Origin of the sequence: Allobosea psychrotolerans, assembly GCF_002917105.1 — a bacterium.
Classification (GTDB): Bacteria; Pseudomonadota; Alphaproteobacteria; order Rhizobiales; family Beijerinckiaceae; genus Allobosea; species Allobosea psychrotolerans.
On record NZ_PQFZ01000037.1, the window covers coordinates 1 to 19,640 of the forward strand.

General features: G+C 66.3%; 18 protein-coding genes and 1 pseudogene. 5 read left to right on the forward strand and 14 right to left on the reverse strand.

Annotated features, from left to right (window positions below):
- Nucleotides 1-269: 269 nt before the first annotated feature.
- From CYD53_RS29125 to CYD53_RS29135, 3 genes are all read right to left on the reverse strand, one after another.
- Nucleotides 270-1,103 (reverse strand): IclR family transcriptional regulator, encoded by an 834-nt coding sequence (locus tag CYD53_RS29125; protein ID WP_103721575.1) that lies wholly within the window; start codon nucleotides 1,101-1,103, stop codon nucleotides 270-272.
- Between the two features lie 134 nt (nucleotides 1,104-1,237).
- Entirely contained in the window at nucleotides 1,238-2,767 is a 1,530-nt protein-coding gene (locus tag CYD53_RS29130; RefSeq protein ID WP_103721576.1) for an AMP-binding protein, read from the reverse strand.
- Nucleotides 2,768-3,523: 756 nt separating this feature from the next.
- Nucleotides 3,524-4,300 carry an enoyl-CoA hydratase/isomerase family protein gene (locus CYD53_RS29135; protein ID WP_103721577.1) on the reverse strand — a complete coding sequence of 259 codons (777 nt, stop codon included), beginning with the start codon at nucleotides 4,298-4,300 and terminating at the stop codon, nucleotides 3,524-3,526.
- Between the two features lie 162 nt (nucleotides 4,301-4,462).
- On the opposite strand from CYD53_RS29135, the gene CYD53_RS29140 reads away from it, so the two are divergent.
- The 3 genes from CYD53_RS29140 to CYD53_RS29150 are packed head-to-tail and all read left to right on the forward strand — an operon-like array spanning nucleotide 4,463 to nucleotide 7,915.
- Entirely contained in the window at nucleotides 4,463-6,025 is a 1,563-nt protein-coding gene (locus tag CYD53_RS29140; RefSeq protein WP_210202455.1) for an AMP-binding protein, read from the forward strand.
- A gap of 10 nt (nucleotides 6,026-6,035) precedes the next feature.
- Nucleotides 6,036-7,004 (forward strand): ABC transporter permease, encoded by a 969-nt coding sequence (locus CYD53_RS29145; RefSeq protein WP_103721578.1) that lies wholly within the window; start codon nucleotides 6,036-6,038, stop codon nucleotides 7,002-7,004.
- Nucleotides 7,001-7,915, forward strand: a complete 915-nt coding sequence (locus tag CYD53_RS29150; RefSeq protein ID WP_103721579.1) for an ABC transporter permease — start codon at nucleotides 7,001-7,003, stop codon at nucleotides 7,913-7,915. The genes CYD53_RS29145 and CYD53_RS29150 overlap by 4 nt, the downstream gene beginning before the upstream one ends.
- Nucleotides 7,916-7,956: 41 nt before the next feature.
- Here CYD53_RS29150 and CYD53_RS29155 read toward each other — a convergent pair whose 3' ends face one another.
- Nucleotides 7,957-8,418, reverse strand: coding sequence for a cupin domain-containing protein (locus CYD53_RS29155; RefSeq protein WP_245928488.1), 462 nt, complete (start codon nucleotides 8,416-8,418; stop codon nucleotides 7,957-7,959).
- Between the two features lie 118 nt (nucleotides 8,419-8,536).
- On the opposite strand from CYD53_RS29155, the gene CYD53_RS29160 reads away from it, so the two are divergent.
- Nucleotides 8,537-8,956: a MarR family winged helix-turn-helix transcriptional regulator gene (locus CYD53_RS29160; protein WP_245928489.1), complete on the forward strand. Its 420-nt coding sequence runs from the start codon at nucleotides 8,537-8,539 to the stop codon at nucleotides 8,954-8,956.
- A gap of 162 nt (nucleotides 8,957-9,118) precedes the next feature.
- Here CYD53_RS29160 and CYD53_RS29165 read toward each other — a convergent pair whose 3' ends face one another.
- Together CYD53_RS29165 and CYD53_RS29170 are read right to left on the reverse strand one after the other, a co-directional pair.
- The gene (locus tag CYD53_RS29165; RefSeq protein WP_103721582.1) at nucleotides 9,119-9,715 is read right to left on the reverse strand and encodes a hypothetical protein; all 597 of its coding nucleotides are present in this window, start codon (nucleotides 9,713-9,715) and stop codon (nucleotides 9,119-9,121) included.
- 30 nt (nucleotides 9,716-9,745) lie between these two features.
- Nucleotides 9,746-10,699 carry a CE1 family esterase gene (locus CYD53_RS29170; RefSeq protein WP_181012079.1) on the reverse strand — a complete coding sequence of 318 codons (954 nt, stop codon included), beginning with the start codon at nucleotides 10,697-10,699 and terminating at the stop codon, nucleotides 9,746-9,748.
- A gap of 85 nt (nucleotides 10,700-10,784) precedes the next feature.
- Here CYD53_RS29170 and CYD53_RS29175 point away from each other — a divergent pair, with 85 nt between their 5' ends.
- Nucleotides 10,785-11,405 (forward strand): TetR/AcrR family transcriptional regulator, encoded by a 621-nt coding sequence (locus CYD53_RS29175; RefSeq protein WP_103721584.1) that lies wholly within the window; start codon nucleotides 10,785-10,787, stop codon nucleotides 11,403-11,405.
- A 109-nt stretch (nucleotides 11,406-11,514) separates the two neighbouring features.
- Here the strand turns inward: CYD53_RS29175 and CYD53_RS29180 are convergent, their stop codons facing one another.
- From CYD53_RS29180 to CYD53_RS29215, 8 genes and pseudogenes are all read right to left on the reverse strand, one after another.
- Entirely contained in the window at nucleotides 11,515-13,752 is a 2,238-nt protein-coding gene (locus CYD53_RS29180) for a hybrid sensor histidine kinase/response regulator (RefSeq protein WP_103721585.1), read from the reverse strand.
- A gap of 28 nt (nucleotides 13,753-13,780) precedes the next feature.
- A complete protein-coding gene (locus CYD53_RS29185; protein WP_103721591.1) occupies nucleotides 13,781-14,284 on the reverse strand; it encodes a putative pterin-binding protein in 504 nt (167 codons plus the stop codon).
- Nucleotides 14,285-14,320: 36 nt separating this feature from the next.
- Nucleotides 14,321-15,382, reverse strand: coding sequence for an HD domain-containing phosphohydrolase (locus tag CYD53_RS29190; protein ID WP_103721586.1), 1,062 nt, complete (start codon nucleotides 15,380-15,382; stop codon nucleotides 14,321-14,323).
- A complete protein-coding gene (locus CYD53_RS29195; RefSeq protein WP_146056035.1) occupies nucleotides 15,379-15,855 on the reverse strand; it encodes a chemotaxis protein CheW in 477 nt (158 codons plus the stop codon). The genes CYD53_RS29190 and CYD53_RS29195 overlap by 4 nt, the downstream gene beginning before the upstream one ends.
- Before the next feature lie 60 nt (nucleotides 15,856-15,915).
- Nucleotides 15,916-17,721 (reverse strand): methyl-accepting chemotaxis protein, encoded by a 1,806-nt coding sequence (locus CYD53_RS29200; RefSeq protein ID WP_103721588.1) that lies wholly within the window; start codon nucleotides 17,719-17,721, stop codon nucleotides 15,916-15,918.
- Nucleotides 17,722-18,270: 549 nt separating this feature from the next.
- Nucleotides 18,271-18,708 carry a group III truncated hemoglobin gene (locus tag CYD53_RS29205; RefSeq protein ID WP_245928491.1) on the reverse strand — a complete coding sequence of 146 codons (438 nt, stop codon included), beginning with the start codon at nucleotides 18,706-18,708 and terminating at the stop codon, nucleotides 18,271-18,273.
- 38 nt (nucleotides 18,709-18,746) lie between these two features.
- Nucleotides 18,747-19,328 (reverse strand): DUF2478 domain-containing protein, encoded by a 582-nt coding sequence (locus CYD53_RS29210; protein WP_210202456.1) that lies wholly within the window; start codon nucleotides 19,326-19,328, stop codon nucleotides 18,747-18,749.
- Nucleotides 19,329-19,397: 69 nt separating this feature from the next.
- Nucleotides 19,398-19,640: pseudogene (locus CYD53_RS29215) on the reverse strand (GTP 3',8-cyclase MoaA); the annotation flags it as partial.

Below are 19,640 nucleotides of genomic sequence, written 5' to 3' on the forward strand. Positions count from 1 at the left end.
TTCTACAAACAGCCCATCGGCCTCATCGACCACCGAGGCCAGAAACTGTCACCCATCTACCCAGGCTAATTTGTAACCAACCTATCCGCTGGACAGCGCGCCACCTTCTCCCACGAGGGGAGAAGGGAAGAAGGGTCGCGTCATGGTCGGGCTTGATCCGACCATCTCGTAAACCAGAGCGCTCTTGTCATGAGAGTCTCGGTCAAGCCCGAGAATGATGCTCTAGGATGGATCCCGGAGCTGCGCGCCTTCGGAAACCTCCCGAGCCCTCAGGAGATCAGCGTCTCGGTCGCGCGGGCGGCGGCTGCGGCGACCAGCGGTGCGAGCTCGGCGATGGCCGCCTGGCGCTCGAAGCGCGTCGTCAGGGTCGAGAGATTGATCGCGCCCACGGCGCGGCCGGCCCGGTCATGCACGGCGGCGGAGACCGAGATCGAGCCCTGCTCCATGTTCTTCTCGGTGACGGCGAAACCGGCGGCCTTCACCGCCTCGAGCAGCCGCATCATCTCGGCCGCGGTCTTGGCCTGCGTGCGCAGCGGCACCGATTCATGCGAGGCGTTCCAGACCTTCTCGATATGGGCGGGGGCGGAATGCCCGAGCAGCACCTGGCCCGAGGAGGAGGACAGCGCCGGGAAGCGGGTGCCGACCGGCAGGTTGATCGAGGAGATATGCGTGCTCGGGATGGTGGCGATGATGACGATGTCGGCGCGGTCGACCTCGACCCAGGAGATCGTCTCGCGCGTGCGCTCCGCCAGCTCGCGCATGGCGGGGTAGGCGGCGTCGAGCGCCAGGTTCGAGGACACCGCGCTCTGGGCGAAGCGGAAGACCTTCTTGGCGAGCGTATAGCGCTTGGTCTGTTCGTCCCGGTCGAGATAGCCGAGCCGTTCGAGCGTGTAGATGAAGCGCTGCGAGGCGCTGCGGCCAAGCCCGGTGCGGATGGCGATGTCGGAGAGGCTCAGCGTCGCCGTGGTCTTGTCGAAGGTCTCCAGCACCTTCATCGCCTTGCCGACGGAGGCGACGAAGAGGCGCTCGTCGATCTCGCCTGCGGCGGCGTTGGCCTCCTTCAGCGACAGGGGCGGGCTTGGTCTGGTCGTGGCGTCCGGCATTGCGCCTTCTGGCTTTCCTGTCGATGAGGGGCAGCGCGAGAGCCCTGCGCGAAAAAGTGGCTACCGGTTTTTCGCAGGAGCAATGCTCTCGACGCTTGGACTAGCATCTTTGTACGCCTGCTAAAACCCGGGCTTCAGCCGCGAAATACGCCCTCGAAACGCGCCTTGAGCAGGTTTTTCTGGATCTTCCCGAGCGTGTTGCGCGGCATCTCGCTGACCAGCTCGATGCGCTTGGGCACCTTGTATCCGGCAAGCGAGCGCTTGAGCGCGGCGATCGCGGCGCCGGTATCGAAGTCCTTCGCCTCGCCCGAGAGCTGCACCACCGCCAGCACCGCCTCGCCGAAATCGGCATGGGGCACGCCGATGACGGCGCTCTCAGTGACGCCGTCGAGCGCGTTGACGGCGGCCTCGACCTCGCGGGGATAGACGTTGAGCCCGCCCGAGATGATCAGTTCGGCGCCGCGCCCGAGCACGCTGACATAGCCTTGCTCATCGAGCCGGCCGAAATCGCCTGTGCGAAACCAGCCGTCGCGGAAAGACTGCGCCGTCTTCTCGGGATCGCGCCAATAGCCGAGGAACGGGTAGGGCTGGCGCAGTTCGATCATGCCGACGCTGCCCGCCGGCACGGGCTCGCCCTGCTCGTCGACGATGCGGATCGCCGAGCCCGGCAGGGGCAGGCCCGAGCTGTCGGGCCGGCGGGAGTCGCCCGGCCGGTTCGAGGTCGCGATCAGCACTTCGGTCAGGCCGTAGCGGTCGAGCAGGCGGTGGCCGCTGCGCTCGGTGAAGGCCTCGAAGGCGTCGGGCCGCATCGGCGCCGAGCCGGTCACGAACAGGCGCATCCCGGCGCAGAGCGCCTGGTCGAAGTGTGGATCGGCCATCAGCCTGGCGTAATAGGTCGGCACGCCCGCAAAGATCGTCGCGCGCGGCAGCGCGGCCAGCACGCTCTCGACTTCGAATTTCGGCAGCAGGATCATCGTGGCCCCGCCCGCCAGCGCCGGCGTCGTCGTGCCGAACAGGCCATAGGCCATCGGATTGGCGTGGAGCAGCGTGTCTGTCTCGCCGATGCCCCAGCAGGCGGCGAGCGAGCGCGCATTCCAGAGCACCGAGCCCGCCGAGAGCAGCGCGCCCTTCGGCCGCCCGGTCGTGCCGGAGGTGTAGACCATGGCATTGGGGTCTGAGGGCGCGACGCGCTCGAGCGCGTGCTCGGCCGGCAAGGTTTCGCTGCGTTCAATCAGCGTGCCGGTCCCGCCGGCGTCGAGGGTGAGGGCGTTGCAGCCGGCGGCGCGTACGACGTTTTCGCGCGCGGGGTCGCAGACCACGAGCTTCGGCCTGGCATCGCCGAGGATATGGCTGATCTCGGCATCGGTCAGGCCGATATGCACGGGCACATAGACCGCGCCGAGCCGGCAGGCCGCGAGATAGAGCAGCACGGCCTCGGGCGATTTCTCGAGGATGCCGGCGACGAAATCGCCCTTGCCGACCCCCTCGCGCGCCAGCAGGCCGGCATAGCGGGCGGTGATGCTGGCCACCTCGCCAAAGCGGATGACGCGCCCGTCCGCGTTTTCCATGAAGACCCGCTCGGGATCGCGCGCGGGGGCGACCAGGGCGGAAAAGACATTGGCGTCGTCGGGCACGGTGATGGCGGGCTCGGTGATGCTAGACATGGCGTCGTCCTCTTGATCCGCAGGGCTCGGAGCCCTTTTTCCCTTCTCCCCTGGCGGGAGAAGGTGGCGCGCAGCGCCGGATGAGGGGGCGCCGTGCCCTGTCCGGTTGGCGTCGTGTTCGGCTAGATGGTGAGCTCACAGCGCCCCCTCATCCGTCTCGGCTTCGCCGAGCCACCTTCTCCCGCGAGGGGAGAAGGGAAGCGCGCGGTCCGACGTCCAGTCAGCGCAGGGAACCCTTCTCCTGTAAGGAGAAGGGCAGGGATGAGGTGTCGGCCCCTGGACCAGCGACGCGCAGACCTCACCGCTACTGACGCGAGCCCAACGCGGCCAACGGCCGACACCTCACCCTGCCCTCTCCTTACAGGAGAGGGTTCCCCGAGCCCTGCCGTCATGCGCCGTGCCCTGTCCGGTTGGCGTCGCGCTCGGCTAAATGGTGAGCTCACGGCGCCCCCTCATCCGTCTCGGCTCCGCCGAGCCACCTTCTCCCGCGAGGGGAGAAGGGAAGCGCGCGGTCCGACGTCCAGTCAGCGCGGGGAACCCTTGTCCTGTAAGGAGAAGGGCAGGGATGAGGTGTCGGCCCCTGGACCAGCGACGCGCAGACCTCACCGCTACTGACGCGAGCCCAACGCGGCTGACGGCCGACACCTCACCCTGCCCTCTCCTTACAGGAGAGGGTTCCCCGAGCCCTGCCGTCATGCGCCGTGCCCTGTCAGGCTGGCGTCGCGCTCGGCTAAATGGTGAGCTCACGGCGCCCCCTCAGCGGCCCGTGAAGACGGGCTTGCGCTTTTCGGCGAAGGCGAGCGAGCCCTCGCGATAATCGGCGCTGCGGTCGGCCAAGTCGGAGAGGGCGGCGATCTCGCCTGCGACCTCGGGAAGCCTTCCCTGCAGCATCGCATCGCAGGCGAGCTTGGCCGCCCGGATCGAGATCGGCGCATTGGCGATCATCGGCTCGGCCAGGCGCAGCGCCGCCTCGACGACATCGCCCGCGACGACCTCCGAGACCAGGCCGCAGGCCAGGGCGGCGCCCGCATCGATGAGCTCGCCGGTATAGAGCATGCGCCTGGCCATGCTGACGCCGGCGGTGGCGGCGAGAAGCTGGGTGGAGTCGGCCGGGTAGACCAGGCCGAGCTTGGCCGGCGGTACGCCGAAGCGGGCGGTCGCGTCGGCGAGCCGGAAATCGGCCCGCAGCGCCAGCGTGCAGCCGCCGCCGACGCAAGGACCGCTCACCGCCGCGATCACCGGGACCAGTGAGGCGGAGACCGCGGCATAACAGGCCATGATCGCATCCCAATAGGCCTGTCGCGCCGGCGGATCGTCGCGCACCGCGGCAAAGGCGCCGATCTCGTCGCCGGCGCAGAACGCGCCGCCGCGCCCGGTCAGGATGATGGCGCGGATCGCGGGATCGGAGCGCATCTCGGCGAAGCTGTCGCCGAGCGCCTGCCAGGCCGCGGCGTTCAGGGCGTTGCGCTTGGCGGGGCGATTGATCGCGATGACGGCGACGCTGCCGCGCCGCTCGCGCTCGATATCGGCCATGGCGCTTGCTCCGTAGATATTGCTATATAATAATCATTATTATGAATGGCACGACAGCCTGTCAACCGCGGCCGGGATGGCCGGCCGCTTGACAGGGGCACGAGTGAATATCAATATTCAATTACAGTTATTGCATATCGATAATATCGCACGGACCGCCTCATGCAGATTCACGACATGCAGACAGACGAGATCACCATCAGCCAGCTCTGGGACCGGCGCGCCGCCAGCGACCCGGACCATGTCTATTGCCGCTTCGGGGATGAGAGCTGGACGATCGGCCGGCTCGACGCGGCCATCAACCGCCTTGCCAATGCGCTGCTCGCAACCGGCCTGAAGCAGGGCGACCGCGTCGCGGTGATGCTGCCGAGCCATCCCGAGCACATCATCGTCATCTTCGCCCTGGCCAAGGCCGGGCTCCTGCGCATCCCCGTCAATACCCATCTCAAGGGGGCGGCGCTCGATTTCGTCTTCGACCGCTTCGAGCCGCATGCGCTGATCGCCGATGCCGCCTATGCCGGCGCGCTCGCGCCGGTCCTCGAGCGGTTGCCGGGGCTTTCCGTGTTCTGGCGCGGCGGCGATGATGCGCAAAGTCTGGCCCACCTGATCGAGCGCGGCAGCCCCTTGCCGCCGCCGGTGACGGTCGCGGCCGACGACGTCATCGCGATCACCCCCAGTTCCGGCACCACCGGCGAGCCGAAAGGCGTGCTCAAGACCGATCGCAGCCTGCGCGCCGGCCCGATGGGCACGCTCGCCTTGACCGGCGCAAGCGCGGGCGACGTCTTCCTGCTCTGGGAGCCGCTGCATCACGGCGCCGGCGTCGCGGTGCTGATCGCGGCGTTGATGCAGCCGATCACGCTCGCCATGGTCGAGAAGTTCAGCGCGTCGCAGTTCTGGGAGCAGGTGCGCCGCTTCGAGGTGACCCATATCCACTATCTCGGCGGCGTGCTGCCGCTGCTGCTGAAGCAGCCGGCAAGCCCTCGTGACCGCGACCACAAGGTCAGGATGGCCTGGGGCGGCGGCTGCCCGCTCGACGTCTGGCGCGCTTTCGAGGAGCGCTTCGGCGTCTCGCTCTATGAGGGCTACGGCCTCTCGGAGATGACGACCTTCGTCACGATCAACCCGGAGGGCCGGCTCGGCTCCTGCGGCAGGCCCTTGCCCTTCTACGAGGTGCGCCTGCTCGACGAGGCGGGCGCCGAGGTCGCGGTCGGCGAGCCCGGCGAGATCGTGGTGTTGCCGCGCGAGCCCGGCCTCGCCTTCAAGGGCTATTTCCGCATGGAAGAGGCGGGCGCGGCGCTCGTCAGGGATGGCTGGTTCTCGACCGGCGACCTCGCCCGCCGCGACGAGGACGGCTTCCTGTATTATTGCGGGCGCAAGAAGGACAGCGTCAGGCGGCGCGGCGTCAACATCTCTGCCTGGGAGGTCGAGCGCGTCGTCCTGACCCATGACGACATCGAGGAATGCGCGCTGATCGGCGTGCCCAGCGAGATGGGCGACGACGATCTCAAGCTCTTCATCCGCAGCGCGCCCGGCCGTGCGCCCGACCCGGCCGCGCTTGCCGCCTGGTGCGAGCAGCGGCTGCCCTATTTCCAGATTCCGCGCTATATCGAGGGCATCGACGAATTCCCGAAGACGCCGACGCAGCGCATCCGGAAGAGCGAGCTGAGCCGCAGCGTCGCCGCGTGCTTCGACCGCGAAGGCGCCGGCTCCAAGCTCGGCAGGTAGCGGGGGAACGATGGCCGGATGGTTCCTTCAGCGCCTGCTCCAGGCCGGGTTCGTCATGCTGGCGATGACGGTGATCGTCTTCATCGGCATCAGCGTCATCGGCGACCCTGTCGCAGTGCTGATCTCGCCCGATGCCGACCAGGCCGAGCGGCTGCGCGCGATCACCGCTTTCGGGCTCGATCGCCCGCTCTGGGCGCAGTACCTGTCCTTCCTGAACGGGGCGCTGCATGGCGATCTCGGCCGCAGCTTCGTCTATAACGAGCCGGCCCTGAAGATCATCCTGCAGCGCATGCCGGCGACGCTGGAACTTGCCGTCTGCGCCATGCTGCTGGCGACCTTCATCGGCATACCGCTCGGGCTCTATGCCGGGCTCAAGCCGAATGCGCCGCTGGCGCGCGTGCTCATGACCGGCTCGATCCTCGGCTTCTCGCTGCCGGGCTTCTGGGTCGGCCTGCTGCTGATCATGGTCTTTGCGGTGCAGCTCGGCTGGCTGCCCTCGGGCGGGCGCGGCGAGACCAGGGTGTTCCTGGGCATCGGCTGGTCCTTCCTGACGCTCGACGGTCTGCAGCATCTCGTGCTGCCGGCGCTCAACCTTGCGCTGTTCAAGATCTCGCTGGTGATGCGGCTGGTGCGGGCGGAGACCCGCGAGGTCGTGCCCCAGGACTTCATCCGCACGGCCCGCGCCAAGGGCCTGCCCGAGGGCCGGGTGATCTTCCGGCACCTGTTGAAGAACATCATGATCCCGGTCGTCACCATCATCGGGCTCGAATTCGGCTCGGTGATCGCCTTTTCCGTGGTCACGGAGACGATCTTCGCCTGGCCCGGCATGGGCAAGCTGATCATCGACAGCATCCATGTGCTGGATCGACCGATGATCGTCGCCTATCTCATGATCATCGTGCTGATGTTCGTGATCATCAACCTCCTGGTCGACTGCCTCTACACGGCGCTCGATCCGCGCGTGAGGATCGGCCGATGAGCGCGCCGGCCTCGGCCGTACCTGCCACCCCGCCGCGCGCGACGCCGCTGCGCCGCTTCCTGCGCGCCTTCGCCTCGTCGCATCTCGCCATGGCCGGCCTCGTCGCCTTCACGGCGATCGTGCTGGCGGCGCTTCTGGCGCCCTGGATTTCGCCGCAGAACCCTTACGACCTGATGCAGCTCGACATCCTCGACGGGCGCCTGCCGCCGGGCGCGGTCTCCGGCACGGGCATGACCTATTGGCTCGGCACCGACGACCAGGGCCGCGACATGCTCTCGGCCATCCTCTACGGGCTGCGGATCTCGCTCCTCGTCGGCATCGCATCGGCCTTGCTGGCGGCAGCGGTCGGCACGACGCTGGGCCTGTTTGCGGCCTATGCCGGCGGGCGCATCGAGACCGCGCTGATGCGGCTGGTCGATCTGCAGCTCTCCTTTCCGACGATCCTGATCGCGCTGATGATCCTCGCCTTCCTCGGCAAGGGCATCGCCAATGTCGTGCTCGCGCTCGTCATCGTGGAATGGGCGACCTATGCCCGCACCGCCCGCGCCAGTGCGCTGATCGAAAGCCGCAAGGAATATATCGAGGCGGCCCGCGCCATGGGCGCGCGGCCCATGCGCATCCTGTGGCGCCACCTGCTGCCGAACTGCCTGCCGCCGCTGATGGTGATCGCCACCGTGCAGATCGCGCGCGCCATCGCGCTGGAGGCGACGCTCTCGTTTCTTGGGCTCGGCGTACCCGTGACCGAGCCGAGCCTCGGCATGCTGATCGCCAATGGCTACCAGTACATGCTGTCGGGCAAGTTCTGGATCAGCTTCTATCCCGGCCTCGCCCTGCTCGCGACCGTGGTCGCGATCAACCTGATCGGCGACCATCTGCGCGATGTGCTCAACCCGCGCCGGCAAGTCGACTGACGGGGCAAGTCGACTGAAAGGGCAGGGCGGCTCAGCAGCCTCTATGGTTTGGGTGCTGCTGGCGTCAGACCGTGACGGCGCATGATCTCCGCCATCCTGGCCCGGTCCGGCGGCCCACCGGCTGCGGTGTTAATCACCTCAAACACCTCGCGGAAATACTCCGGGCCGATCGCGGCCGGCGTAATCACGCAGAGCATCTTCGCGTCCTGGCTTCCGTTGTTGTCGAAGCGATGAACGGCGCCGCGCGGAATGCACAAGGCCTGTCCCGGCCCGACATCGATGTGGTGTCCATCGACGGTCCAGGTCACCACGCCGTCCAGGCCGTAGATCGTTTCCTCGTAATGGTCGTGGCTGTGCGCTGGAGCGGGCAGACGCTGCGCGGCCGGGACCATCAGCTCAAAGGCCGCAATGCTGCCGTTCGAGTGATCTCCGGCCAACAGGAAGCGAACCGCGAGCCCCGTGGTGGCGATGGTCTCGTCGGCAGGATTGACGTGAGGGTCCATGACTGACTGAGGCATTGTCCGACCTCTTCAAGTAAATTACATTTACCAGCTAACGGTAAACTCCGTTTACCAGAAGTCAATGCCCTATTCCGAAAGTGTGCCGATGAAGACCGAGGACATGCTGATCGGCGCCCTGCTGCGAGTTCCGGCGCAGGCGATCCAGCGCCGGCTCATCAAGGAACTCAACGCTGCCGGTTTCGACGAGCTGCGCCTGCCGCATATGGCGGTCCTACAGTTTCCCGGGCCGGACAAGGTTCGCCCGGTTACGCTCGCCGAGCGCGCCGGCATGAGCAAGCAGGCCATCAACCAGCTGCTGGGGAGCCTCGAGGGTTTCGGCTATATCACCCGGTCCGACATTGAAGGTGAGGGCGGCGCGCGTCTGGTCTATTTTACCGAACGCGGGCACGCCGTATTCGCCAAGATGGTCGACATCCTGCGCGAGATCGAGCGCGAGTGGAGTGCCGAACTGGGGCCGGAGCGTTTCGCCCAGCTCAAGGCGCTGCTGTTTCTCGTCTGGGATAGTCCGCTCGCTCGCTAGATGTGAGCGTTTTCGAGCGAAAGGGCTCTGGAATGGACCCCTGTGTGTTTGATGGGTGCGGCGGGATGACGGCGGCGTTCCAGGCACAAATAGCGCGCTCGAAGGGCAGGGCGGCTGAAGCGGCAGGCGACGACACGGCTTCGGAGATTCGGCGCAGGGCCTTCAAGATCGCCTCGGATTATAGCGGGTGGCTGTCAGCCGCTCGGAGACCGCGCAAGACTTGCTGTCGCGAAAGCCCGCCTCGCGCAGCGCGGCCCTGATGGCGCCGTCGCCATAGCGGATATTCGGTCCTTTGGGGTAGATCGCCCAGATCGGAAGCTCGGGGCATTTGGCCTGCGCCGCCCGAGCCGCCGTGAGATCGTCGGGGCCGGCAATGCGGGCGATGATCATCGCAGCCTCGGCGACATCGTCGGTCAAGGCGCCCTCCACAGCCTCGGCAAGCGCGGCATCGTCGCAAGCACCGATCAAAAGGGCCTTGGCATCCTGCTTGAGCCCCAGTTTGGCGCGCAGGCTCGGCGGCGGGGCGGCAATCGCCCTGGACCATCTGTCTGCCGCAATGGCGCCCATATGCAGCAAGACGGCTTCGCCATCGCAGGTGAAGCAGAGGGCCTCCCCCTCCACATGGACATTGACGAGCCGGTCGCGCGGGAAGCGTCGCTGGATGTCGCCGCGCAGGATCAGTTCCGTGCTTTCAAGCAGAACGCGGACATCGCCCACCGCGCCGCCGATCTCCGCCCGTGCGACTGCCTCGCGTCCCATGTCATCCCGCCTGTTGAGATGATGTTCCGATCACCGCGGGTGGCTGCGAAAGAACTCCCAGATCGTGTCGGTCGCGTCGATCGGGGCCGCGGTTTCCGCGCCGCCGGCAAAGCGGCCCCTGCCAGGCGATCCCGGCCAGGAATGGCCGCCCTGCGGCAGATCGTAGAACAGGACGTCGGCCCTGCCACGACAGGCATTGCTGATCTCCTGCCGTATCCCCGGCGTTGTGGTTACGGAGGGCGTGCCTGTGCAGCCATTCGCCTTGCGCCAGAAATCCACCGCATCGCGGACGGGCCGGTACGGCATGGTCTGCGCCTTCGCGACAAAGCCGGTCCGGCTCATGCCACCATTGAAGCCCACGGCCGGATCCTGTTCGCCGTGGATGATGAGCATGGGCACGGGTGTGCGCGGCGCGTCTTCGTTGCCGAACAAGGCACCCGACACCACGGCTGCCGCCGCGATCCGGCTGCCGAGCGCGATGGCGACGCGATGGGTGAGCATTCCGCCATTGGAGAAGCCGGTAATATAGATGCGCCTTGGATCGATCGGCGTCTGTTTCGAGACGTCGTCGATCAGCGCGTTGATGAACCCGATATCGTCGATGCCGCGCGACACCGCTTCGCCGCAGCAGCCGGCGGCATTCCATGTCCCCATCCGGTCGTTGCGGCCGATCCCCTTTGGCGCGGCGATGACAAGGCCCGCTGCGCGCGCCTTGTCCGCCCAGCGCGGCATCATCGTCTCGGGGCCGCCGCCGCCGCCATGCAGCACGATCACGAGCGGCGCCGGGCCATTGCCACGCGGCGTGGCGAGCAACAGGTAGCTGCGCTCGAGGCCGCCGACGCGCAGGGTCTGCGTGACAGCCCCGCTTGTTCCCTGGGAATGCGCGCCGCGCGCCTCGCGCCACCGCTCCAGCAAACGGGGCTGCGCCTCCGCCGCGCCCGCGAGCAAAACGCCCATCACGGCGCCGACGATGGCGATGCCCAATGCCCGCATCTACCCGCTCCTCCCGCGATCAAGGGGTGAATTCGAATCTGTTACTGATGAGTAACAGCTTGTTCCCAACGAGTATATGGTTATCACCGACGGCATGACCAGCAGCTATGCGGACATGCTCGACGAACATCGCGCCAGCCGGCGCGCCTTGCTGCTGGTCAAGGCGGCGGAGGCGATCGACACGCATGGGCTTCGCAGCGTCACCATCGATGCCATTGCCGACCATGCCGGGGTCGCGAAGGTCGTGCTCTATCGCTACTTCCGATCGAAGGATGCGCTGATCGATGCCGTCCTCGCCGATATGGTCGATGCCCTGCTTGGGGTCGACGACATGCCGGCGCAATGGTGGACCGAACGCCTGCCGCACACGCTGGCGCTCGCTCATGAAAAGCGGGCTGCCTTGCGCGTCCTGTTGCGCCAGGCGTCTTACGATCCCCGCTTCGGCCAGCATGTGAAGCGTCTGCATGCCGTGCTGGCCGAGCGCACCGTCGGGCGCATCCGGGAGGCGCTGGGCGAACCGGGCGCAATGCCCGGCGATCCATCCATGCTGGCGCAGATGATCTCGAACTTCCTGCTCGACGCCTATCTGCTTTGGGTGGACCGGGGCGATCCGGCGAAGGACGCTGAGTTTCTGGCATGGCTCGTCGCCAGTGTGAGGTTCATGACCCGCCGATGGTGGAATGCGCCGGCGGATTGAAGAGCGATCGGAGCGCCTGGCCGGTTGGCTCGACATCGCCTGCAGATGCCGAGGTGATCAGGGAAGGCAATGACGCTGACCAGCCTCATGCCGCGGCCACCGAGGCGTGCTATGCGGAGGCCGCGCTCGCCGCTACATCGCGCGAGGCGTCGCCGGCTTCGATCGTCAGGATCGTGCGCAGCAACGTTGCCTGAAGCACGGCCAGGTCCGCCGCCCCGCTCGCCTCGATCGCCCGCTCGGCGATGCCTGCGGCTGCCGCGACGGCGACAAGCCCGAGCGTTCCGGCCACGCCCTTGAGCGTGTGCAGTTCGCTGATCGCGAGGCCGGTCTCGCCCGCGGCGAAGGCCTTGCCCGCGGCTGACACCATGCGCGTCGCGTCGGGCCAGAAATCCCGTGTCAGCTCGTCGAGGAGATCATCGCCGAGCTCGCGCCGCAATTCGTCTCTCGCAGCGTGGTCGATCAACCTGGGGCCGCTATCCTCCTCGGCGTGCTCGGCCTTGGCCGCATCGGATCGCGGCTCGCTGGCCGAGGCGTATCCCGCAAGCCATTTCGCCAGAATGGCCGTCATTTTCGCACGATTGATCGGCTTGGCGACGAAGTCGCTCATGCCGGCTGCCAGGCAATCCTCGCGATCGCTTGAGAACGCGTTGGCCGTGAGCGCGATGATCGGCAGGGTTGCCAGGCCCAGTCGACGGATCGCTCGCGTCGCCTCGAGACCGTCCATGACCGGCATCTGCATGTCCATCAGGACGAGGTCGTAATGCGTGGCGCCGACCAGGTGAACTGCGATTTCGCCATTGGGCGCATGATCGACCTGAAGGCCGAGTCGCTGCAGCAATTCGCTGACGACGACGAAATTGATCAGATTGTCCTCCGCCACCAGAATCCGGCCTGAGAAGGTCAGGTCACGGGCCGGTTCCTGCGCAGGATCTTGGGCGGGCGCTGAAGCCGTCGCGCCCTGCGATGCCGCGACCGGGCCGACAGGCAATGTGAACCAGAAGCGGGTGCCTCCGCCCTCGCGCGGGCTGACGCCGATTTCGCCACCAAGCGCGCCGATCAGCCGGCGGCAGATCGCCAGGCCGAGCCCGGTGCCGCCGAAGCGGCGGTTGATCGTGATGTCGAGCTGGCTGAAGTCCTGGAACAGCCGGTCGCGGGCCTCGGCCGGGATGCCGATGCCGGTATCCTCGACCTCGACGCGCAGGCAGTTCCCGTGGTCGAGGCTGCAGGCCAGCCTGACCCAGCCGCTATCGGTGAACTTGACGGCATTGCCGACGAGATTGAACAGGATTTGCCGAAGGCGCGTCGCGTCCGTCGTGACGAGCGCCTGCGGATTGTCGACATGCAGCACGATGCCCTTCTCGCGAGCGCGCTGCCCCATCACATTGCTGACGGCGGCACAGATCTCGCCGAGTTCGAAGGGGGCGAGCTCGAATTCCACCGCCCCCGATTCCAGCTTCGAGAAGTCGAGGATGTCGTCGATCAGCGCCAGAAGCGTGTCGCTGCAGTCGCCGATCACGGCGAGCCTGTCGCGCTGGCCCGCGCTCATGACGGAATCGCGCATGATGTCGACCATGCCGATGATGCCGTTCAACGGTGTTCGGATCTCGTGGCTCATGGTCGCCAGGAAGATCGACTTGGCGCGCGCGCCGGCCTCCGCGCGCCTGGCGGCGTCGGCATTGTCGATGCTGAGGCGCTCGAAGCGGCGTCTGGCGATGCGGATGTGGCGCAGTTGCATGCCGAGATAGATTACGATCAGCGCCAGCGACGCGATCAACGCCGTCATCGCGCTTGCCAGCTGGGCGTATATCGATCTCAGTTCGGCGCGGTCCTGAACCCTGATGCGGGAATGGGCGAGATTGGAGACGTTGAGCAGGCGCTCGGAGAGATGGGCCATCGTCTCCAGTTCAAGCAGCAGCGGTGACACTTGCCGCATCGGCTCACCGGCGAGATCGAGCGCATCGATCAGCGGGGCGAGCGCCAGGATGCGCTGCCGCGCCTCCTGCGCCAGCGTGATGAGCTCGGTCTCACCGCCGAATTTCGCGGCGTAATGATCGCTCGTGAGCACGCTCGCGCGGCTGTAGAGAATGTCGTAGCGCAGCGTCACATCCGCGCGCCGGGGGGCGATGAACGCGGTCTCCAGGTCGTGAACGGCCCCGGTGAGCTTCTTGACCTCGCTATCGAGCTGGTAGGCTGCCCAGACGGCATCCTCGCGCACGCTTTCGCCGGTGGCGCGCTGGCGCGCGCCGATCGCCGAAAACGTCGTCACGACGACGCAGCCGAGCAATATGCTGACGCCCACCAGCGCCATCACGCCGTAGTCCAGCAGCCGCGCCTTGCGTGTCAGCATCGGATGCGATCCTTGCCCCAGTGGGCCGTCACCGCACCTCTATCGTTTTCAGCTGCCAGGCGGATCGTCCGAAATAGAGTTCGTTGTAGAGGGACGGGTCCTGGTCGAAGGGATAGATCACGAAGATCGGGCCCTTCTCACGAACGGAGATCGGTTTGCCGTCGATCTTCGTCGCCAGGATGACTGGCCATTTCCGGAAATCGGCGACCGGAATCTCGACGACATAATCGTTGAGCGCCGTGACCCGCAGCATGGTCCCGCTTGCGCCGACCAGATCGAGCACAGCGGCTCCGATCGGCCCCTCGAACCGGGTCTTTTCCGGATACCATGGCGTGTTGGTGACGGTCTCGCGGCTCGGGAGAGCCTGCAGCATCGCGGCATCGAATGCAGCGCCCTCCGCGCTGTTGCGGTTCGTGACTTTGCCGGTAACGGTCAGGATGACAGGATCCTTGGGCGCGGGAATGGTGTCGGCGCTGGCGAGGCCGGCTGCGCCGAGCAAGGCGAGGCAGGCTATGGCTAACCGCTTGAGCATGGTTTCGATCCCCTTCGTCGACATGGTTCTGTGAGCTCAGCCCGCTCGCGCGACGGCGGGGGATGCGGGGGCTTGAGACGCCTGCATCAAGGCAGCGATCTCGCCCCAGCGAGCCTCGAACGCCGCCACGCAGGCCGGGTCGAAATGGCTGCCGGAGCCGGATCTGATGAAGTCGCGCGCCTCGCCGAGCGGCCAGCCGGGTCGGTAGACGCGGTCGGCGCAAAGCGCCTCGAAGACATCGGCCACGGCAGCGATCCGCCCCTCGATCGGGATCGCTTCGCCGGCAAGGCCGCGCGGATAGCCCTTGCCGTCCCAACGCTCGTGATGAGAGCTCGCGATCCGCGCGGCGCAGTGCATGAGGCTCGACTGTCCATCCGCCAGGATCGCCTCGCCGATCGCGACATGCGTGCGCATCAGGGCCATCTCCGCGTCGGTGAGGCGGCCTGGCTTTTGCAGAATGGAATCGGGAATGCCGATCTTGCCGACATCGTGCATCGGCGCGGCGGCGAAGATCGTCTCGCACTGCTCCTCGTCCAGGCCGAGCCCCTTGGCGATGAGGCGGCACAGCCCGGCCATGCGCGCGACATGGTCCCCGGTATGACCGTCGCGGCAGTCGATCGCGCGCGAGAGGCGGCGCGCCATGTCGCGCTGGCTTTCGACGAGTTCCTGCGTTGCCTGGCGAACCTCCCTGGCGAGCCAGGCGGCGCGGTCGCGCATCAGCGTCTGCGCTTCGCGCAGCTGAAGCAGGTTGTGAACGCGCACACGCAGCTCGACGGGCTCCACCGGCTTTCGCAGGAAATCGGTCGCTCCCGCATCCAGCGCGGCGATCCGCGTTTCGCGCTGTTCGGCCGTGGTGACCATGACGATAGGCTGGTGATGATGGTTCGGCAGCTGTCGCAACGCGCGGATGAATGCAACGCCGTCCATTTCCGGCATCAGATAATCGACGAGGATCAGGTCGAATTCCGTAGTCGCCGCCGCCGCCAGCGCATCCAGCGGGTTGGCGAAGACGGAAATCTCGTGCCGGCCGATATTGTTCACGATGCCGCGCAGCACCATCAGATAGGTGCGGTTGTCGTCGACGATCATGATCCTCATGCAGGGCTGCCTTCGGCTCCGCCAATCGCGACCAGGTCGAGCAGGCCGATGATCTCGTTGTCCCGGGCGATCAGGCCGTGCAGCAGGGCAGCGTCGCAGCAATCGGCGGGAGGCGGCAGAAGCTCGCCGGGCAGAATATCGACGATGTCGGATACGGCATCTGCCAGAATGCCGATCATGCGGTCGCCGAAATCCGCGACGACGACGACGCTGGCGAGGCCGATCGCGTTCCGGCCGAAACCGAGCCTGGCCTGCAGGTCGAACACCGGAACGATGGCGCCGCGCAGATTGATCACGCCGAGCATGTGGTCCGCCGACTGAGGCAATTCGGTCGTCGGCTGCCATCCGCGAATTTCGCGGACACGATCGACATCGATGCCGAAGGCGCGTCCCGCCAAGCGGAAGACGACCATTTTCTCGATCCGTGAGGCCGGACGACCGGCCTGCTCATGGGGGCTGGTTTGAGTGTGCACGTTCTGACTCCTCGCCCTTCCTGGGCTCGCGAGATTCTTGATCTCAGAAATGTCAGCCGGTCAGAACTCGGACCAGCCTCCGGCCGACCCGCCGGCCGCGCGCCGCGGACGCGGGGCGGTGAGAGCCGGCTTGGGAAGAGGCGTCGAGACCTGGCGCAGCTGCGCGACCAAGCCGGAGGCGAGGTCGGGCCTTGCCCTTTCGTCGATCCTGAAGCCCTGGACCATTTTCTGAAGCTCCTCGGTCGCCTGCTCCAGCTGCCTGGCGATCGTCGCGCTCTCCTCGGCCATCAGCGAATTGCGCTGGGTCATCTCGTCCATATGCGCGACGACCTTGGCGACCTCCTCGATGCCATTGGCCTGCTCGTTGGAGGCGCTGGAGATGTCGCCGAGCGCCGAGGCGACATTCGTCGAGGAGTCGACGATGCCGGCCAGCGCGGCGCCGGCGTCCTTGACCAGCTTGACGCCGTTGGCGACCTGCTGCGTCGAATTGGAGATGAGCGTCGAGATATTCTTCGCGGCTTCGCCCGAGCGCTGCGCCAGAGTTCTGACCTCGCTTGCGACCACGGCGAAGCCCTTGCCGGCGTCGCCGGCCCGCGCCGCCTCGACCGCCGCGTTCAGCGCCAGCAGGTTGGTCTGGAAGGCGATGTCGTCGATGACCCTGATGATGTCCGAAATATCGCTGGACGCTTTCTCGATGCGCGCCATCGCGACGACAGCTTCGGCGACGATGGTGCCGCCTCGGCTTGCTTCTTCATTGGCGCCCGCGCCGAGAAGCGTGGCGTCACGGGTCCGCTCGGAGCTCTGCTTGACCGAGGCGGCGAGCTCTTCCGTGGTCGCGGCGGTTTCTTCCAGACTCGCCGCCTGCTCTTCTGTGCGCTGGGCAAGCTCGCGGCTGTCATTGCCGATGCGCGTCGCGCCGGCCGAGATGTTCGACGAGATGTCGCTGACGGTCCGAACGATGTCGGCGACGGATTCCAGAAGGTCGTTGACGCCGCCGCAGAGGTCGCCGATGGCGCCGCTCTTTCCCTGAAGCGAGATGCGCTGGGTCAGGTCCCGGGACTTGGCCGCCTGGACGACGCTCTGCGTCTCCTGGACAGCCTGGCTGAGCATGTCCTGGGCCTGCTTGTTGGCGGTGATGTCGGTCGCGTATTTGACCACCTTGTAGGGCTTGCCGAGCGCATCGAGGATCGGGTTGTAGCTGGCCTGGATCCAGACATGCCTGCCGCCCTTGCCGATGCGCAGATATTGGCCGTCATCGTATTCGCCGCGTCCGAGCTTTTGCCAGAAGCGGGCATAGGCCTCGCCGTTGCGCGCCTCGGGATCGACAAAAATCGAATGATGCTTGCCCTTGATCTCCGCCAGGGAGTAGCCGAGCACGGACAGGAAGTTCTCGTTGGCATCGAGGACGATACCGGCCAGGTCGAACTCGATGACGGCCTGCGATTTCCTGATCGCGGCGACCTGGCCCTCGTGGTTCGCCATGACGCCTTTTCGCGCCGTGATGTCCGTGGCGAATTTGATCACCTTTTCCGGCTTTCCCGAACGTCCCGGGATCGGGGTGTAGATCGCCTGCAGCCAGATCTGGGCTCCACCCTTGGCGATCCGAAGAAATTCCGCCTCGATCGCCTCGCCGCGGCCAAGCTTTGCCCAGAACGCTCGATAGTCGTCCGAACTGGCATAGCGCGGTTCGACGAACATCGAATGGTGCTGCCCCAGCACTTCTTCAGGCCGATAGCCGACGACATTGAGGAAGTTCGCGTTCGCCTCGAGGATGCGGCCGTCCATCGCGAATTCGATAACGGCCTGCGTTCGACGAATCGCAGCGGCTTCGCGGACGGCGGATGATTCAAGAAGCGAAAACGACATAGTGCTCCCCCCAAACGAACCACGATGGTTCAATTTTTTTGTGCTGGGGCATAGCTGGGGGAGTATGACATTAAAAATGTCTAAAATAGATTCTGGGAAGGTCGAGTTGTGTTGTAAATTGATCTGAATCAACAACTCGAAGTTGCCTTAGGTCAACTGCGGTTACAGTTACGTCGGATTTTCCTTCCCGCGGCCGACCGGATGGCGCCGGTCCTGGATCGCTCCCGTCACGCCGATCGAATGATTCGTGCCGGCAACCGAGCGCCCTCGTTGGGCCAGCACGGCGACCTTTCCGCCACTTGGCGCCGCTTTCTTGCGTCTTATGGCGCTTCTTCGGCCGCCCGGTCCTCCTCTGCGCCAAAGACATGCCCGGGAGGACGCACAGGCGAGCGATCTCAGAGACGTCGCCAGGGTGATGTCGGATCGGATTGCGCCGCCTGCTCTCAGGCAGGCGAAGACGCGTGCGGCGTGGGCTGGAACGAGTTCTGAGGCTCGGGCGCCATAAAGCTGGCGGCTGGGCGCATTTACCTCAAGACAGTCCGGTCGCCCTCAGCGTGGCCCGGCTGCGGGCAGGTTCAGCGCTTTCGGGCCGATGCCGAGGCTGATCTGGAGGCTGTCGGCGATGCGGCCGGCCCGGTCGATGAACAGGGCGGCGACCTCGGGCTCGCAGACCTGCCCGGCCGTTGCGGCAAACAGGCTGAGCCATCGCCCGAACATCTCCGGCGTCAGGCCAAGTCGCATATGGGCCTGGTGCGGCTTGCCGGAATAGCTCCCCGTCTTGAGCACAACGGATGACCAGAAGCGCACCATGGTTTCGAGATGGGCATCCCAGCGATGGGAGAGCGCCTGCTCGAATATGGGCGCCAATTCAGCATCGTGGAGAACGCGCTCATAGAAGGCGAAGACCAGCGTCCTGATATCGGCGTCGGTTATGCGTTCGGCTGCCGCGGTCATGGGGCGCGCCGCCTGGCTCGTCTGGACTGACATCAATGGATCCGGTTCGCTCGAGATCTTGCGGGCATGGCTCACAGCGAAGGGTGGGAGTGCGGCTCGCGATGTCGCGGCAGGCCGGGGCGCATGGCAAGGCCCAGCGCAGCGCAGAGGCCCGCCTCATCGGCGGGCAGGGTGCTGAGATCGTATTCCCGCGCCATCTCGCCGGTGAAATGTCTCCAGCCCTCGATGTTGCGCCATGGCACAGCGACCAGGAGCGGCAGGCCGGCCTCGATCGTTTCCGCGATCAGCGGGCGCAAGCCCCCGCCCTCCGCTTCGGTCTTCCCGAACTTATTGAGGATCACCAGGTCGGGCTTCAGGTGCAACGAGGCACGCGTGATCTGCATCGCGTTCAGGAGCTGGCCGATATCCAGCGAGCAGCCGCGCGCCAACCGGCCGCGATCCTGCGTGATGCCGGTCAGCGCGCCGCTCGCCAGGTCCTCCAGCTCCATGTCGCAGCGCGAGCGCCCGGGATTGGGCCGGTTATGCTGCACCAGGCCGGCAAGCCTGCAGCCCCTGTCGCGCAGCGCCGAGCAGACGCTTCGCAGGGCCCGGTCGGCCGCCTCGCCATCGCTGTAGACCAAGGCGGTGATTGGCAAAATTCCTGGTGTCCGCATTCCTGGCATCCGTCATCTCCTTTTCGGTCTTCGATCCGCCGGTCACGCTCTTATGGAAGCCGGCGGCTCTCAGCCGCCGGTGACGCTCATATGGCGTCCGACGGCGGGTTTGGCGCGGCGCCGGTCGATGACGAAGTCATGGCCCTTGGGCTTGCGCGAGATCGCCTCTTCCATGGCGCGGTGGAGGCCTGCATCGTCGGGCGAGGCGCGCAAGGGTGCGCGCAGATCGGCGGCGTCCTCCTGGCCCAGGCACATATAGAGCGTGCCGGTGCAGGTCAGGCGCACGCGGTTGCAGCTCTCGCAGAAATTATG

Bases quoted from the DNA above. Each gene is read 5' to 3' on its own strand.
- CYD53_RS29125 (WP_103721575.1), bottom strand. From the start codon at position 1,103: ATGCCGGACGCCACGACCAGACCAAGCCCGCCCCTGTCGCTGAAGGAG.
- CYD53_RS29130 (WP_103721576.1), bottom strand. From the start codon at position 2,767: ATGTCTAGCATCACCGAGCCCGCCATCACCGTGCCCGACGACGCCAAT.
- CYD53_RS29135 (WP_103721577.1), bottom strand. From the start codon at position 4,300: ATGGCCGATATCGAGCGCGAGCGGCGCGGCAGCGTCGCCGTCATCGCG.
- CYD53_RS29140 (WP_210202455.1), top strand. From the start codon at position 4,463: ATGCAGATTCACGACATGCAGACAGACGAGATCACCATCAGCCAGCTC.
- CYD53_RS29145 (WP_103721578.1), top strand. From the start codon at position 6,036: ATGGCCGGATGGTTCCTTCAGCGCCTGCTCCAGGCCGGGTTCGTCATG.
- CYD53_RS29150 (WP_103721579.1), top strand. From the start codon at position 7,001: ATGAGCGCGCCGGCCTCGGCCGTACCTGCCACCCCGCCGCGCGCGACG.
- CYD53_RS29155 (WP_245928488.1), bottom strand. From the start codon at position 8,418: ATGGACCCTCACGTCAATCCTGCCGACGAGACCATCGCCACCACGGGG.
- CYD53_RS29160 (WP_245928489.1), top strand. From the start codon at position 8,537: ATGCTGATCGGCGCCCTGCTGCGAGTTCCGGCGCAGGCGATCCAGCGC.
- CYD53_RS29165 (WP_103721582.1), bottom strand. From the start codon at position 9,715: ATGGGACGCGAGGCAGTCGCACGGGCGGAGATCGGCGGCGCGGTGGGC.
- CYD53_RS29175 (WP_103721584.1), top strand. From the start codon at position 10,785: ATGGTTATCACCGACGGCATGACCAGCAGCTATGCGGACATGCTCGAC.
- CYD53_RS29180 (WP_103721585.1), bottom strand. From the start codon at position 13,752: ATGCTGACACGCAAGGCGCGGCTGCTGGACTACGGCGTGATGGCGCTG.
- CYD53_RS29185 (WP_103721591.1), bottom strand. From the start codon at position 14,284: ATGCTCAAGCGGTTAGCCATAGCCTGCCTCGCCTTGCTCGGCGCAGCC.
- CYD53_RS29190 (WP_103721586.1), bottom strand. From the start codon at position 15,382: ATGAGGATCATGATCGTCGACGACAACCGCACCTATCTGATGGTGCTG.
- CYD53_RS29200 (WP_103721588.1), bottom strand. From the start codon at position 17,721: ATGTCGTTTTCGCTTCTTGAATCATCCGCCGTCCGCGAAGCCGCTGCG.
- CYD53_RS29205 (WP_245928491.1), bottom strand. From the start codon at position 18,708: ATGTCAGTCCAGACGAGCCAGGCGGCGCGCCCCATGACCGCGGCAGCC.
- CYD53_RS29210 (WP_210202456.1), bottom strand. From the start codon at position 19,328: ATGCGGACACCAGGAATTTTGCCAATCACCGCCTTGGTCTACAGCGAT.